Genomic DNA, 14,759 nt, shown 5'->3' with positions numbered 1-14,759 from the left:
CTTGCGATCAGGGCTTTTTCTTTGAGGCTTGTGGTGTCCGGAATGGCCTCATCGGGGGCAAGCCCCCTCCCACAGGATGTACGCGGTCAACTGTGGGAGGGGGCTTGCCCCCGATGAGGCCATTACATACACCGCAAAAATCAGGAACTCATCCCCAACTCGCGCTTGACCATCTTCGCCAACTTCACGCTATCAATCGGCTTGAGCAGAAAGTCCACCACGCTCAAATGCATCGCATCGATCACATCCAGCGCTCCGGCGTTCCCGGACACAACGATGATCGGCAACGCCGCGCGCTCGGATTCGCGCACTTCGCGAATCAACTGGAGGCCGTTGCTCGGCGCCATGCGCAGGTCGGTGATCAGCAACCCAATGGAGCGGCTCGACTTCAAGAGTTTCAAGGCTGCCTCACTACTCTCGGCGGTCATGCAGCGAATCCCGTCCAGGCCCAGGATTTCCGCCAGCAGTTCGCGCGCATCCTTGTCGTCGTCGACGATCAACACGCGTTGTGGCGGTAAATCAGGCTTCAGCATCACAGCGCTCAGCGCTTCGCGCTCGGCATCACTCAAAATATCGTGGTCGGACATACGGTTCTCAGCTAGCTCTCATCAATCTCCCAGCACACTCGTCAGACATCTGCGGAAGGGCGAACAATGTGCACTTCGTCGGAAAGTTTGCCTAGTGGGCGTTCTACGGGGTTTGGACGATCGTCATGTAAGGTTTTTCCCTAGTTATGCGCCGTTTTCATCGACCTAGACTTACGTCCAATGGGCACCCGCCGTGCAGGAGTCGACCATGCAGGACGATAACGACAAAAACATCGCGGTCATTGTTATGAGTAAAGCTGATGCATTCGCCCAGGCGGGAAAAACTGCGGTGTTGCAGAACATCCACGGCACCTTGCAGTTCCTGCAACGCTTCCCGCCGTTCAACCAAATGGAAAACGCGCACCTCGCGTTCCTGGTAGAGCAGTGCCAATTGCGCTTTTATGGCCCCGGCGAAAGCATCCTCAAGCCGTCGGCCGGGCCGGTGGAGCACTTTTACATCGTCAAGCAGGGCCGGGTCATCGGCGAACGGCCTGATTCGGCCGAGCCCACCTTTGAGATTGCCACCGGCGAGTGCTTCCCCCTTGCGGCACTGCTGGGCGAACGTGCGACGCGCACCGAGCACAAGGCCGCCGAAGACACCTTCTGCCTGCAACTGAACAAGCCGGCGTTTATCAAGCTGTTCGCGCTGTCCAGCGAGTTCCGCGATTTCGCCTTGCGCGGCGTCAGCAGCCTGCTCGATCAGGTCAACCAGCAAGTGCAGCAAAAAGCCGTGGAAACCCTCGGCACCCAATACTCCTTGAACACCCGCCTCGGCGAGCTGGCCATGCGCCACCCGGTGACGTGCAGCCCGGCTACGCCGTTGCGCGAAGCGGTGACGCTGATGCACGAGCAACAGGTCGGCAGCATTGTGATCGTGGATGAGCACAAGGCGCCCCTGGGGATCTTCACCCTGCGCGATCTGCGCCAGGTGGTGGCCGACGGCACCAGCGACTTCACCCTGCCGATCGACGCGCACATGACCCATGCGCCGTTCTTCCTCACCCCGGACCACAGCGCCTTCGACGCCGCCATCGCAATGACCGAACGGCATATCGCCCACGTGTGCCTGGTCAAAGACCAGCGTCTGTGCGGCGTGGTGTCCGAGCGCGACCTGTTTTCCCTGCAACGCGTGGACCTGGTCCACCTGGCCCGTACCATCCGCAACGCACCCAAGGTGGAAAACCTGGTGGCGATACGCGGCGAGATCGGCCAGTTGGTGGAGCGCATGCTGGCCCATGGCGCGTCGTCGACCCAGATCACCCACATCATTACCCTGCTCAACGATCACACCGTGTGCCGAGTCATCGAGCTGACCCTCGCCGACAAAGGCGACCCCGGCGTGCCGTTCACCTGGCTGTGTTTCGGCAGCGAAGGCCGGCGCGAGCAGACGCTCTACACCGACCAGGACAACGGCATCCTGTTCGACGCCAAGAACGCCGCCGAAGCGGCTGAGATCCGCGCGCGCCTGCTGCCCCTCGCGCAGCAGATCAACCAGAGCCTGGCGCAGTGCGGCTTCACCTTGTGCAAAGGCAACATCATGGCCGGCAACCCCGAGCTGTGCCTGTCGCGGGCCGAATGGGCGCGACGGTTTGCGGCGTTCATCCGCGAAGCCACACCGGAGAACCTGCTGGGGTCGACCATCTATTTCGACCTGCGGGTGGTGTGGGGCGATGAACAGGGCTGTGAACAACTGCGCCAGGGCATTCTCGACCAGGTCGCAGATAACCGCCTGTTCCAGCGCATGCTGGCGGAGAACGCCTTGCGCCAGCGCCCGCCGGTGGGGCGCTTCCGCGATTTCGTGCTGACGCGCAAAGGCGGCGAAAAAGCCACCCTCGACCTCAAGGTGCAAGGCCTGACGCCCTTTGTCGACGGCGCGCGCCTGCTGGCCCTGGCCAACGACGTCCACGCCATCAACACCCTGGAGCGCCTGCGCCAGTTGGTGGTCAAGGAAGTGATCGAGCCGCTGGATGGCGCCGCCTATGAAGAGGCGTACCACTTTATCCAGCAAACCCGCATGCAGCAGCACCAATTGCAGATGCGGGAAAACCAGCCGTATTCCAACCGCGTCGACCCCGACAGCCTCAACCATCTGGACCGGCGCATCCTGCGCGAATCCCTGCGCCAGGCCCAGCGCCTGCAAAGCAGCCTGACCGTGCGGTATCAGCTGTGAACTTATTTGGTTGGTTGCGCACGGCCAAACCCCATCTCGACGCAACACAACAGCAGCGCCTGGCGCAGTTACCCCAGCCGGTCGCGCTGGGCGACGCGGCATTGCGCAGCCAGCGCTGGGTGGTGCTGGACCTGGAAACCAGCGGCCTGAACCTCAACCGCGATCAGGTGTTGTCCATCGGTGCGGTGGTGATCGAGGACGGCGCGGTGGATTTTTCCCAGATGTTCGAGCGCACCCTGCAACGCGCCGAAACAAAACTCAGCCCCAGCGTGCTGATCCACGGTCTCGGCCCCAGCGCGATCGCCGCCGGCAGTGACCCGGTGGACGCGTTGCTGGATTTCATGGAGTTCGTCGGCGACAGCCCGTTGCTGGCCTTCCATGCGCGGTTCGATCAACACATGCTGGCCCGGGCGCTCAAGGACAGCCTGGGTTATCGCCTGGCCCATACCTTCCTCGACGTGGCCGACATCGCCCCGCTGCTGTACCCCGAGGCGCTGCTGCGCGAAGCCGGGCTGGACGACTGGATCGACCACTTCCACCTGCAGGTGGGCGAACGCCATCACGCCAGCGCCGACGCCCTGGCCACTGCGGAGCTGATGCTGATCCTGCTCAGCCGCGCGCGCCAGCAGCACATCGACACACCGCGCGCCCTGCAAGCACGTTTGAGCCAATGGAAACGGCGCAAGCAGGCGCCATCGTTTTAATAGCACCGCCGGACAGACGCCAATTGCGCCCGCTGCACGCCTCTGACACAATCGCGAATAATTCTCGTTAGTTTAAACTTGTTTATTCGGTGATGCCTTGTCGTCGGTCCAGACCCCACACAGTGAGCTTGTCGGTGCGTTGTATCGCGACCATCGCGGCTGGCTGCTGGCCTGGCTGCGGCGCAATGTGGCCTGCCCGAGCCGCGCCGAAGACCTGAGCCAGGACACCTTCATGCGCTTGCTCGGCCGCGACGGGTTGCGCGAACCCCGCGAGCCCCGCGCCTTCCTGGTGGCGATCGCCAAAGGCTTGCTGTTCGACTACTTCCGCCGCGCCGCCCTGGAACAGGCCTACCTCAGCGAATTGATGCTGATCCCGCAAAACGAACAGCCGTCACCGGAAGACCAGCAACTGATCCTCGAAGACCTCAAGGCCATCGACCGCCTGCTCGGCACGCTGTCGAGCAAGGCCCGCGCCGCGTTCCTCTACAACCGCATCGACGGCCTGGGCCACGCCGACATCGCCCGGCGCCTCGGCGTGTCGGTGCCGCGCGTGCGCCAGTACCTGGCCCAGGGCATCCGTCAGTGCTACATCGCGTTGTATGGCGAGCCGCTGTGAGTGCGATCAGTTGCAAACCGGTGTCAGCTCGGGTGCTGGATGCGGCGATTGCCTGGCAGCTGTCCCTCGACTCAGGGGACGGCAGCGCCGTGGAACAGGAGGAGTTCGCCAAATGGCTGGCCAGCGATGCAGAACATGCCCGCGCCTGGCGCCAACTGGGCCTGCTCGACCAGCGCTTCAGCGTGGCCTCGGGCCCGGCGCGGGCGGCGTTGTTGCAGTCACGCGAGGGCATTCGCCAGCGCGTGCGCAAACTCGGCAGCGGCCTGGCGAGTATCGCACTGGTCTGCGGCCTGGCCTTGTTTGCCGGGGAACGTTATGTACCGCTCCACTATTGGCTGGCCGATCAACGCACCGCCACCGGCGAACAACGCACGCTGACACTGGCGGACGGCACGCAGATCAACCTCAACACCCACAGCGCCATCGATGTGCGCTTCGATGAAAAACGCCGGCTGATCGTGTTGCAGGAAGGCGAAATCCTCGTCGAAACCGGCCACAACGATGCGCGCCCGTTCTATGTGCAGACCCGCGACGGCAGCCTGCGCGCACTGGGCACGCGGTTTATCGTCAAGCGCGAGGACGCCGCCACGCGCCTGAGCGTGCTGCAATCGGCGGTGGCCGCACAACCCGAGGCGCTGCATCAGGAACAGATCTTCAAGGCCGGCCAGCAAGTGCTGATGCGCAGCGACAGCCTCGGCCCGCTGCTCGCCGTCACCCCCGCCACCGACGCCTGGACCCGCGGCATGCTGGTGGTGGACAACGCCCGCCTGGGCGATGTGGTCGAGGAACTGAGCCGTTATCGCCGCGGCTACCTGGGTGTGGATAACGCCGTGGCCGACCTGCGCATCACCGGCAGCTTCCCGCTGCACGACACCACCCTGGCGCTCAACGCACTGCTGCCGACGCTGCCGGTGCGGATCGAACAGCGCACGCCGTGGTGGGTGACGGTGAAGGGTAGACCCTAGGTCCGGCGGTGTCTGGGATATTGCTATCGCGAGCAAGCCCGCTCCCACCTTTGATCGCGTTACATCTGGCTGAACGCGGTCGAATGTGGGAGCGGGCTTGCCCGCGATGAGGCCCTCAAGAACACCGAATAGCCCCAGGCAACAATTATTTTCCCCAAGCCCTATCACTTTTCAAATCTCGCTCGGCACAGGGGTAATTGCGAATTACTTCCATTCAGGAGCCGCCCCATGTCCCGCACGCTAGACACCTTGTTGCGCCCCAGCCTGTTAGCCGTGGCCATTGCCCTCAGCACCCCGCTGACCAGCAGCGTGCTGATCGCCGCCGAGCAAGCGTCCAGCGTGCGCGCCTACAACCTGCCCGCCGCGCCATTGGCCGCCACCCTGAACCAGATCGCCAGCCAGGCCGGCCTCGCGCTGACCCTCAGCCCGGCACTGGCCGCGGGCAAAACCTCGGCGCCGGTCCAGGGCCAGTTCGACGCCCCGGGCGCACTGCGCGAGGCACTGCGCGGCAGCGGCTTGCAGGTGGAGCAGAGCAGCGCGGGGACTTACACGCTGGTGGCGATTGCGGACGGGGTCGTGGCGTTGCCGCAAACCAGCATCGTTGCCCAGGGCAACACTGAAAGCGCCTGGGGCCCGGTGCAGGGCTACCTGGCGACGCGCACCGCCGCCGGCACCAAGACCGATACCGCGCTGGTCGAAGCACCGCGCTCGATCTCCGTCGCCACCCGCGAGCAGATGCAGGACCGCAACGTGCAGAACCTGGATGACGCCGTCAAATACATGCCCGGCATTGTGTCCGCCAGCTACGGCAGCGACACCCGCTACGACTGGATGCGCGTTCGCGGCTTCGAACCGACCCAATTCCTCGACGGCCTGCCGTTGCCACGCGGTGTGTACGCCAACCCCAAGGCCGAAACCTGGAACCTGGATCGCCTCGCCCTGCTGCGTGGCCCAGCCTCCTCGGTCTATGGCCAGACCCCGCCGGGCGGCCTGCTGGACATGGTCAGCCGGCGCCCCAGCGCGGAGTCGAGCCATGCCATTCAAGTGCAATACGGCAGTGACAACTATCGCCAGATCAATTTCGCCAGCACCGGCAAGATCGATGATGAAGGCCAGTTCCTCTATGGCGTCAGCGGCGTGGTCCGGGATGCTGGCACCCAGGTCGACCATATCGACAACAAGCGCTACAACATCGCCCCCAGCCTGACTTGGAACATCGACACCGACACCAAGCTGACCCTGCTCTCGCAGTTCACCCGCGACGATACCGGCACCACCAGCCAGTTCCTGCCGATCCAGGGCACCAAGATCAAATCGCCGCTGGGCGAGGTCTCCCACCACAAGAACCTGGGCGATCCGGACTATGAATTTTACGACCGCACCTACTACGCGCTGGGCTATGCGTTCGAGCATCGCTTCAACGATACATGGCAGTTCCGCCAGAACCTGCGCTACACCAAGTCGGAGCTGGCGTTCCAGCAACTGACCGTGGGCTCACTGATCTACGGCCCTGCCGACGCTGCGGGCAACATCGGTCGTTCGTCGACCAACGTTGACGAAAACATCGGCCAATTCGCGGTCGACAACCATTTCCAGGCTGACTTCAACACGGCTGACATCACGCACACGCTGTTGCTGGGTCTCGATCATCAACGCACCGACACTTCGTATCTGTCGATTTTCGGCAGCGCCGGGACGACCAATATCTTCAACCCGACCTACGGCCAGACGATCGTCCGCCCGCCGCGCTCCGACGCGTACTACGACTACAACCAGAAAACCATACAGACCGGCCTCTACGTGCAAGACCAGATGGCCCTCGACAAATGGCGCCTGACCCTCGGCGGGCGTGAAGACTGGGTGCATCAGGGCACCACGTACTTCAACAAGGACGACGCGACCAACACCGACCGCAGCCGGAACTTCAGTGGCAACGCGGCGCTGAGCTATGTCTTCGATTCGGGCTTCGTGCCGTACCTGTCCTACGCCGAGTCCTTCCAGCCGGCGAGCAATGCCAGCGTCGACCCGGTCAAATCGTACAAGCCCACGCAGGGCAAGCAATGGGAACTGGGGGTCAAGTATCAGCCTCCCGGCTCCAACACATTGCTCAGCGCAGCGGTTTACGACCTGACCCAGAAAAACGTGCTGGTCACGAGCTTCGGCGCCGGGGGCGAATCGGTGACCGACCAGACCGGCGAAGTGAAGGTCAAGGGCCTGGAACTCGAAGCCGTGTCTGACGTGAGTGAAAACCTCAAGCTGATAGCCGCCTACACCCTGGCCAAGTCCGAAGTGCAAAAAGGCCAATACAAGGGCAACCGCCTGCAGCTGATGCCGAACCAGCAAGCCTCCCTGTGGACGGACTACACCTGGCACAGCGGCATGCTCGACGGTTTCGGCATTGGCGCCGGGGCCCGCTACACCGGCAATACCTATGGCGACCAGGGCAATACCTGGACGGGCAAGGCCAACGCCTACACGGTGTTCGACGCCGCCGTGCATTACGACCTCGGCCGCCTGGACAACAGTCTCAAAGGCGCCTCGCTGAAACTGAACGCGACCAACCTGTTCGACAAGGACTACCTCTCCACCTGTGACGGTTCCTACTGCTACTTCGGCGACCAGCGCAGTGTGGTCGCCAGCGCCACCTACCAGTGGTAAACGACTGAGTTGACCTCCCGGCCGTCCGCAGGGGCGGCTTGGGTGTGTCTGAAGGCCAACAAATGAAAAGCCGAACCATCCGCCGCTGGTCCTTTATCCACACCTGGACCAGCCTGATCTGCACCTTGTTCCTGCTGTTGCTCGCCCTTACCGGCCTGCCGTTGATTTTCCACCACGAGCTCGATCACCTGCTGGGCAACGAACCCGAGCTGCAGCAGATGCCCGCCGACACACCACAGCTGAACCTCGAGCAACTGGTGGCCAAAGCCCAGGCGCATCGCCCTGGCGAAGTCATGCAATACCTGGCGTGGGACGAAGACGACCCGCACGGCGTGATCGCGATCATGGCCGCCACCGCTGGCACCGAACCCAATGCGTCGCACACGTTCATGCTCGACGCGCGCACCGGCGCAACCGTGGAGATGCCGTCGGCCAACGGCGGCTTGACGCTGTTCCTGCTGCGCCTGCATGTGGATATGTTCGCCGGCCTGCCGGGCAAGTGGCTGCTGGCGTTCATGGGCCTGTTGTTTGTGCTGGCGATTGTCTCGGGCACGCTGCTTTACCTGCCGTTCATGCGCCGCTTGACGTTCGCCACCGTGCGCCAGGACAAATCCACCCGCCTGCGTTGGCTCGACCTGCACAACCTGATCGGCGTGGTCACCCTGACCTGGGCGCTGGTGGTCGGCGTGACCGGCGTGATCAGCGCCTGCGCCGACCTGATCATCGCCGCCTGGCGCAACGACAGCCTCAGCGCAATGATCGAACCGTACCAGCACGCCCCGCCGCTGACCCTGCGCGCACCGGCCAACGATCTGCTCACGATCGCCGCCGCAGCCGCGCCCGGCATGCAGCCGGACTTCATCGCCTTCCCCGGCACGCGCTTTTCCAGTGAGCACCATTACGCGGTGTTCATGAAGGGCAGCACCCACCTGACCTCGCACCTGCTCACGCCGGTGCTGATCGACGCCAGCAGCCTGGCCGTCACCGCGATCGCCGAGCGGCCGTGGTACATGGACGCCATGGGCATGTCGCAGCCGCTGCACTTCGGCGACTACGGCGGCATGCCGATGAAAATCCTCTGGGCGCTGCTGGATGGGCTGACCATCGTCGTGCTCGGCAGCGGTGTGTACCTGTGGTGGGTTCGGCGCAAGGCGGGCAAGGCATGAGGCCGCGTCAATCGAGTTTCTGGAAGGTGTTCGGCATTCCGCTGGGGATCGGCCTGCTCAGCGCCGTCGGTTTGTTTGCCGCGTTGCTGGGGGATGGGCTGTGGGATGCGCTGAGTTGGGTCGGGTTGGGTATTCCTGCGGTCGTTGGGACTTGGGCGTTGTTCAGGCGGCGTGGCTGAGGACGCCATCGGGGGCAAGCCCCCTCCCACATTGGAATGCACTCCCCTGTGGGAGGGGGCTTGCCCCCGATGAGGCCCTCAAGAACCACAGCCCCCCTCGCCAGCCACCGCGCAACCCACTAGGCTAGCGACTGCCCATCCCATCCAGAGGGATGGGCTGTGGGATGCGCTGAGTTGGGTCGGGTTGGGTATTCCTGCGGTCATTGGGACTTGGGCGTTGTTCAGGCGGCGTGGCTGAGGACGCCATCGGGGGCAAGCCCCCTCCCACATTTGGAATGCATTCCCCTGTGGGAGGGGGCTTGCCCCCGATGAGGCCCTCAAGAACCACAGGAATCCCCCTCGCCAGCCACCGCGCAACCCACTAGGCTAGCGACTGCCCATCCCATCCAGAGGGATGGGCTGTGGGATGCGCTGAGTTGGGTCGGGTTGGGTATTCCTGCGGTCGTTGGGACTTGGGCGTTGTTCAGGCGGCGTGGCTGAGGACGCCATCGGGGGCAAGCCCCCTCGCACATTTGGAATGCATTCCCCTGTGGGAGGGGGCTTGCCCCCGATGAGGCCCTCAAGAACCACAGGAATCCCCCTCGCCAGCCACGGCGCAACCCACTAGGCTAGCGACTGCCCATCCCATCCAGAGGGATGGGCTGTGGGATGCGCTGAGTTGGGTAGGGTTGGGTATTCCTGCGGACATTGGGACTTGGGCGTTGTTCAGGCGGCGTGGTTGAGGACGCCATCGGGGGCAAGCCCCCTCCCACATTTGGAATGCATTCCCCTGTGGGAGGGGGCTTGCCCCCGATGAGGCCCTCAAGAACCACAGGAATCCCCCTCGCCAGCCACCGCGCAACCCACTAGGCTAGCGACTGCCCATCCCATCCAGAGGAATGCCTATGTCCGCTCCCAGCATGACCTTGTTCCACAACCCCGCTTCGCCGTTCGTGCGCAAAGTCCGCGTGCTGCTGGCCGAAACCGGCCAGCAGCACCGTGTGGCCCTGCAGCTCTGCATGCCGACACCGGTCAACCCGGACGTGCAACTGGTCAACGAAAACCCGGTGGGCAAGATCCCGGCCTTGCGCCTGGCCGATGGCACGGTGTTGCACGACAGCCGGGTGATCCTCGATTACCTCGACCACCAGCACGTCGGCAACCCGCTGATCCCGCGTGACGGCTCGGCCCGCTGGCGTCGCCTGACCCTGGCCTCGATGGCCGACGCCATCATGGATGCCGCCGTGCTGGTGCGTTACGAGAGCGCCCTGCGCCCGCCGGAAAAACACTGGGCGCCGTGGCTCGACGAACAGCGCCACAAGATCCGGCGCACCCTGGCGGAGCTGGAAGCGGATGCGATTGCCGAACTGGCCAGCCACTTCGATATCGCCGCGATCAGCGTGGCCTGCGCCTTGGGTTACCTGGATTTCCGCCACCCGGACCTGCACTGGCGCGACGCCAACCCCCAGCTTGCCGCCTGGTACGCCGAAGTCAGCCAGCGCCCTTCGATGCTTGAGACACAGCCGCCGGTTTGACCCTGCGCATAGGTGGCGCAGGAAACAACGCCACAATCCTCGCCACCAACTGCGCTCGCTCCCGCTGGTCCTCACGCAACCCGATCATTGCACGGCCTCCAGATCAAATGCCAAAGGCTCGGCCGCCTTGCGTTTGCCCACGCCGTACCAATCCAGTTTGCGTGTCAGCACCATCACCGTCCCCAGCAGGCCGAACAGCAACAGCGAGCCCATCAGCAGCGCGTAGTCCTCGGCACTCAACAGCCCGTACAACAAGCCATACAACGCCGCCAGCCCGGCCGAAAACCCCAGGCCGTGGGCGACGCTGCGCAGCACATGGCACACGTAGAAACCAATCAACAACACACAGGCACTGGCCGAGATCAGGTACGCCAAGGCAAAGCCCAGGTGCTCGGACAACGACAGCAACAACAGGTAGAAAAACGCCAGGGCGAACCCCACCAGGGCGTACTGGATCGGATGCACCGCCAAGCCCTTGAGCACTTCGAACAGGAAGAAACCGGCAAAGGTCAGGGCGATGAACAGCAGCGCATATTTGATCGCGCGGTCGCTCTTGAGGTACTGGTCCACCGGGTCGATGAAGTTCACCCCGAAGCTGCGGTTGTTGAAGTCGTCACAGCCGCGTTCGTCCAGGCAGCCGCGCAGGGCTTCTTCGAGGTTGGTGGAGAAGAATGAGGTCTGCCAGTTGGCGCTGAAGCCCTTGTCGGTGACTTCCCGTTGCGCCGGCAGGAAGTTGCCGATGAAGCTCGGGTGCGGCCAGTTGGAGGCCAGTGTGACCTGGCTGGTCTTGCCCACCGGCACCACTTGCAGTTGCTCGGTGCCTTGCAGGCGCAGGTCGAAGGCGAAGTCCAGCGCGGCCGGGGTTTTGCTGTCCTGCTCCGGCAGCGCCACATGCACCCCCTCGCCCAGCCACTCGACGTGGGTGCCTGGCGCAAACTCCAGGCGCTGGCTGCCCAGCTCCAGCTTCAGTGCGTTTTCGATACCGCGAATATCGCTGATACCCACCGCCAGAAACGCCGGCTCAAAGCGGTAATCGGCGAAATTTTCCTTGATGCCCCATTGCTCCGGCAAGACGAAGCGTCCGCTGATGCGGTTGTCGGCGTGGAACAGCCGGGCCTGGTAGATGCCACGCGCGCGCAGTTCGGTCTGCACCCGCCCGTCGAGCTCAAAACGCTCCGGCAGGAAATACAGACGACCGCGCACTTCACGGGTTTCCTCGTAGCGCTTGTTGAGTTTTTCATTGAGCTTCCACTCGCGGACAGTCTTGCGGTACGGCACCACCATCACCGGGCCGGTGAGGCGCTGGCTGTAGCTGGAGCTACGGGCGATATCCATCAGGACACTGTCGCGAGTGTATTGGCGGTCGGCGATGAGGCCGTTGATCATCAGCAATGGAATCAGCAATAGCAGGATCAATAGCGCAATCGCGCCAAGTTTGAAAAGCAGGCTGCGGTTCATGGGGCTCTCCCTGTTTTGATGGGGAAAGCGTGAGCCGCGCATGTGGGAAATTTATGTGGGCAGTGTGGAGACTGTGTGGAGATGCAGCACCACTTGCACGCCACCGTGTACGTTGCCGATCTGCAACGTGCCGCCATGCAGCTTCATCACTTCCTCGACAAAGTTGAGGCCCAGGCCGGTGCTTTTGCGCCCGCTGGCCGGACGCGGCAGCGAGTAGAAACGCTCGCTCAGGCGCGGCAAGGCGTAGTCGGGAATCGGCGCGGCCTGGTTGAACAGGCTGACCTGCACAGCGTTGTGCCGGGTCTGTGCGCTGAACCGCAACACCCCGCCCGCCGGCGTGAAGTCCAGGGCGTTGTCGAGCAGGTTGCCCAGGGCCTGGCGCAGCAGGAACGGTTCGCCGAAGACCTTCACCTCAGCGCCGATCGTTTGTTCGATGCGCAAGCCGGCACCTTCGATGCGCGCGCATTGGGCCTTGAGCACATCGTCCACCAGCGCGGCCAGCGGCAGGCTGGCTTGCGCCTCCAGGCCCTGGCGTTGCTCGACCTGGGCCAGGTTCAGCAAGCGCTCGATCAACTGCTGCAGGCGGGTACTTTCGCTGTCGATGTTGCCGACAAAGCGCTGTTGCTGCTCGCGGCTCATGTCGCCCTGCAACAGCTCGGCCGCGCCGCGAATCGCCGCCAGCGGGCTCTTCAATTCGTGGGTCAGGGTGTGGACGTAATGCTCCACATAAGCCTTGCCCTCCAGCTGTGTCCGCATGTGCTCCACAGCGGTGGACAACTGCTTCAGCTCGCCGCCACGGTAATGCGGCAATTCGGCGCGCCGCCCCTCGCTGACCGCCTCGGCATACGCGGTAAGCCGGCGCAGTGCCACGCTCAACCACCACGACAACAGCGCGCCGAGCAGTAGGCCGAGGATCACCAAGCCGGCGCCGTACCACAGCAACCGGTGCTCGGTGCGATCGACATAAGGCTGCAGCGAACTGTTCGGCTTGGCCACCGTGACCACGCCGATGATCTGCCCGTTGTCGCGAATCGGCGCGCCCACGTGCATCACCGACGAGGCCGGATCATCCGGCGCGCTGCGGGTGGAACGCGCGCCGTACTCGCCGCGCAGGGTCAGGTACACGTCGTTCCATTTGGAGTAGTCCTGGCCCACGGCTTCGCCGCTGGAGTCGAGCAACACCATGCCGTTGGCGTCGGTCACGTAGATGCGGTGGTTGACCTGGTTTTTCGGCAGGCCCCAGATGGTCGCGCCCGGCTGACGGGTGCCGTAGGCCTTGAGCAGCTCCGGCCAGTGGCTTTGGGCGAGGGTGCCGTTCTTGACGTCGTTGCGCAGGATTTCGGCCAGCAGGTTGGCGGTGTCCACCAGGGTTTCTTCGGTGGACTGGCGCACGCCGGGGCGGATTTCCTTCATCACGGTGTTCAGCACGAAGTAACCGGTGAAGCCGATAAACAGCGCGTAGACCAGGAAAAACCGCAGCCCCAGGCGCATCAGCTGTGGCTCGGGCTGTAGCTGTAGCCGAGGCCGCGATGGGTCTGGATCGGTTCGGCCTGCGCCGCCACGCTGCGTAATTTGCTGCGCAGGCTTTTGATATGGCTGTCGATATTGCGCTCATAGCCGGCATCGGCCGGCACGCCGACCGCGTCCAGCAGTTGTTCGCGGCTGAACACACGCTCGGGTTGTTCCAGCAGGCTTTGCAGCAAGCGGAACTCATGGCGGGTCAGGCTCAGTGCCAGGCCACGGTAGGTGATCTGCATGCGCTCCAGGTCGACCTGGAACAACGCCGGAGCGACGCCAGGGCCGACGCGCTTGAGGATCGCCCTGACCCGCGCCGCCACTTCCCGTGGGCTGAACGGCTTGACCACATAATCGTCGGCGCCGATCTCCAGCCCGACCACGCGGTCGATCTCGCTATCGCGGGCACTGAGAAACATCACCGGCACTTCGCTGAAGCGCCGCAGTTGCTTGCAGGTTTCAAAGCCGCTGATGTCGGGCAGGCCGATGTCGAGGATGATCAGGTCGGCCGGGGTCTGGCGCTGGTGGGCCAGCGCTTCCTGGCCGAGGCTCAGCCAGGTGGTGGTAAAGCCCTCGCCTTGCAGGGCGAAAACCAGTGTGTCGGCTATCGCCGCTTCGTCTTCGACAATCAGGATATGCGGCATGGCGGTCCGTCAGCAGTCCGGCTTGTCGGCGGTGTAGCGACGCGCCGGGTTCACCGCGGCGCCGAACTCACGCAGGGCCTTGGCGCCGATCAGCAGCGGGTAGTTGAAGCTGCTGCGGTCGGTGAGGTTGACCTCGACGGTGCGCTTGACGTTGCCCAGGCACATTTCCAGGTCGATCACCGGGCGCGTGGCCACGGTGGCTTCTTCCTTGTCCTCGTCTTCGTCGGCGCGGCTCTTGATCTTGCTGATGCGCGCCACCTTGTGTTCGTAGACTTTGTTGCCGGCGTCCTTGCCGCCGACGCGGAAGCGCACCCAATCGTCGCCGTCACGGGTGAAGGTCTCGATGTCACGGGCCGACAGCGAGGCGGTCAGCGCGCCGGTGTCCATCTTGGCCTTGAAGGTTTCGCCGATCTCCGGCAGTTGGATGTATTCGTAGCGACCGTAAACGGTCGGTTCGGCGGCCATGACGGGCAAGGCCGCCAGGGCGAGCGAGGCAAGGAGCAGTTTCACGAAGTGATTTCCTCGGAAAGAAGTAGGCGAATTCTAGACCGCAAAGGCAGCACTTAGTTAGTTCTGCAACCAT

At 63.7% G+C, this 14,759-nt stretch carries 13 protein-coding genes; 8 read left to right on the top strand and 5 right to left on the bottom strand.

From position 1 onward, the window contains the following. Positions 1-140: 140 nt before the first annotated feature. A complete protein-coding gene (locus tag C8K66_RS12290; RefSeq protein ID WP_108524939.1) occupies positions 141-587 on the bottom strand; it encodes a response regulator in 447 nt (148 codons plus the stop codon). A gap of 247 nt (positions 588-834) precedes the next feature. Here C8K66_RS12290 and C8K66_RS12285 point away from each other — a divergent pair, with 247 nt between their 5' ends. From C8K66_RS12285 to C8K66_RS12240, 8 genes are all read left to right on the top strand, one after another. Beyond that, complete coding sequence (locus C8K66_RS12285; RefSeq protein WP_178087547.1) at positions 835-2,757, top strand: DUF294 nucleotidyltransferase-like domain-containing protein; 1,923 nt, start codon at positions 835-837, stop codon at positions 2,755-2,757. Next, positions 2,754-3,461 (top strand): PolC-type DNA polymerase III, encoded by a 708-nt coding sequence (locus C8K66_RS12280; RefSeq protein WP_017847856.1) that lies wholly within the window; start codon positions 2,754-2,756, stop codon positions 3,459-3,461. Before C8K66_RS12285 ends, C8K66_RS12280 begins: the two co-directional genes overlap by 4 nt. Before the next feature lie 97 nt (positions 3,462-3,558). Then, entirely contained in the window at positions 3,559-4,077 is a 519-nt protein-coding gene (locus C8K66_RS12275; protein ID WP_108524935.1) for an RNA polymerase sigma factor, read from the top strand. Further along, positions 4,074-5,042, top strand: a complete 969-nt coding sequence (locus tag C8K66_RS12270) for a FecR domain-containing protein (RefSeq protein WP_046381829.1) — start codon at positions 4,074-4,076, stop codon at positions 5,040-5,042. Before C8K66_RS12275 ends, C8K66_RS12270 begins: the two co-directional genes overlap by 4 nt. 228 nt (positions 5,043-5,270) lie before the next feature. After that, the gene (locus C8K66_RS12265; protein WP_108524933.1) at positions 5,271-7,700 is read left to right on the top strand and encodes a TonB-dependent siderophore receptor; all 2,430 of its coding nucleotides are present in this window, start codon (positions 5,271-5,273) and stop codon (positions 7,698-7,700) included. Between the two features lie 62 nt (positions 7,701-7,762). Continuing rightward, complete coding sequence (locus C8K66_RS12260) at positions 7,763-8,866, top strand: PepSY domain-containing protein (RefSeq protein ID WP_079444831.1); 1,104 nt, start codon at positions 7,763-7,765, stop codon at positions 8,864-8,866. Next, entirely contained in the window at positions 8,863-9,045 is a 183-nt protein-coding gene (locus C8K66_RS12255) for a hypothetical protein (RefSeq protein WP_079444832.1), read from the top strand. Before C8K66_RS12260 ends, C8K66_RS12255 begins: the two co-directional genes overlap by 4 nt. 884 nt (positions 9,046-9,929) lie before the next feature. Continuing rightward, the gene (locus C8K66_RS12240) at positions 9,930-10,559 is read left to right on the top strand and encodes a glutathione S-transferase (RefSeq protein WP_108524927.1); all 630 of its coding nucleotides are present in this window, start codon (positions 9,930-9,932) and stop codon (positions 10,557-10,559) included. Between the two features lie 84 nt (positions 10,560-10,643). Here the strand turns inward: C8K66_RS12240 and creD are convergent, their stop codons facing one another. The 4 genes from creD to C8K66_RS12220 are packed head-to-tail and all read right to left on the bottom strand — an operon-like array spanning position 10,644 to position 14,686. Beyond that, positions 10,644-12,017: a cell envelope integrity protein CreD gene (gene creD / locus C8K66_RS12235; protein ID WP_057003913.1), complete on the bottom strand. Its 1,374-nt coding sequence runs from the start codon at positions 12,015-12,017 to the stop codon at positions 10,644-10,646. A gap of 51 nt (positions 12,018-12,068) precedes the next feature. Then, positions 12,069-13,508, bottom strand: a complete 1,440-nt coding sequence (creC, locus tag C8K66_RS12230; RefSeq protein ID WP_046381824.1) for a two-component system sensor histidine kinase CreC — start codon at positions 13,506-13,508, stop codon at positions 12,069-12,071. Further along, entirely contained in the window at positions 13,508-14,176 is a 669-nt protein-coding gene (creB, locus tag C8K66_RS12225) for a two-component system response regulator CreB (protein ID WP_057003915.1), read from the bottom strand. The genes creC and creB overlap by 1 nt, the downstream gene beginning before the upstream one ends. A gap of 9 nt (positions 14,177-14,185) precedes the next feature. Next, a complete protein-coding gene (locus tag C8K66_RS12220; RefSeq protein WP_046381822.1) occupies positions 14,186-14,686 on the bottom strand; it encodes an ATP-dependent zinc protease in 501 nt (166 codons plus the stop codon). Positions 14,687-14,759 lie beyond the last annotated feature (73 nt).

The sequence above is a fragment of the Pseudomonas sp. GV105 genome (assembly GCF_003058185.1).
GTDB classification, from domain to species: domain Bacteria; phylum Pseudomonadota; class Gammaproteobacteria; order Pseudomonadales; family Pseudomonadaceae; genus Aquipseudomonas; species Aquipseudomonas veronii.
Note: the sequence above shows the minus strand (reverse complement) of the source record. Positions and strands in the feature narration are given on the sequence as shown.

Bases quoted from the DNA above. Each gene is read 5' to 3' on its own strand.
- C8K66_RS12290 (WP_108524939.1), bottom strand. From the start codon at position 587: ATGTCCGACCACGATATTTTGAGTGATGCCGAGCGCGAAGCGCTGAGC.
- C8K66_RS12285 (WP_178087547.1), top strand. From the start codon at position 835: ATGAGTAAAGCTGATGCATTCGCCCAGGCGGGAAAAACTGCGGTGTTG.
- C8K66_RS12265 (WP_108524933.1), top strand. From the start codon at position 5,271: ATGTCCCGCACGCTAGACACCTTGTTGCGCCCCAGCCTGTTAGCCGTG.
- C8K66_RS12260 (WP_079444831.1), top strand. From the start codon at position 7,763: ATGAAAAGCCGAACCATCCGCCGCTGGTCCTTTATCCACACCTGGACC.
- C8K66_RS12255 (WP_079444832.1), top strand. From the start codon at position 8,863: ATGAGGCCGCGTCAATCGAGTTTCTGGAAGGTGTTCGGCATTCCGCTG.
- C8K66_RS12240 (WP_108524927.1), top strand. From the start codon at position 9,930: ATGTCCGCTCCCAGCATGACCTTGTTCCACAACCCCGCTTCGCCGTTC.
- creD (WP_057003913.1), bottom strand. From the start codon at position 12,017: ATGAACCGCAGCCTGCTTTTCAAACTTGGCGCGATTGCGCTATTGATC.
- creC (WP_046381824.1), bottom strand. From the start codon at position 13,508: ATGCGCCTGGGGCTGCGGTTTTTCCTGGTCTACGCGCTGTTTATCGGC.
- creB (WP_057003915.1), bottom strand. From the start codon at position 14,176: ATGCCGCATATCCTGATTGTCGAAGACGAAGCGGCGATAGCCGACACA.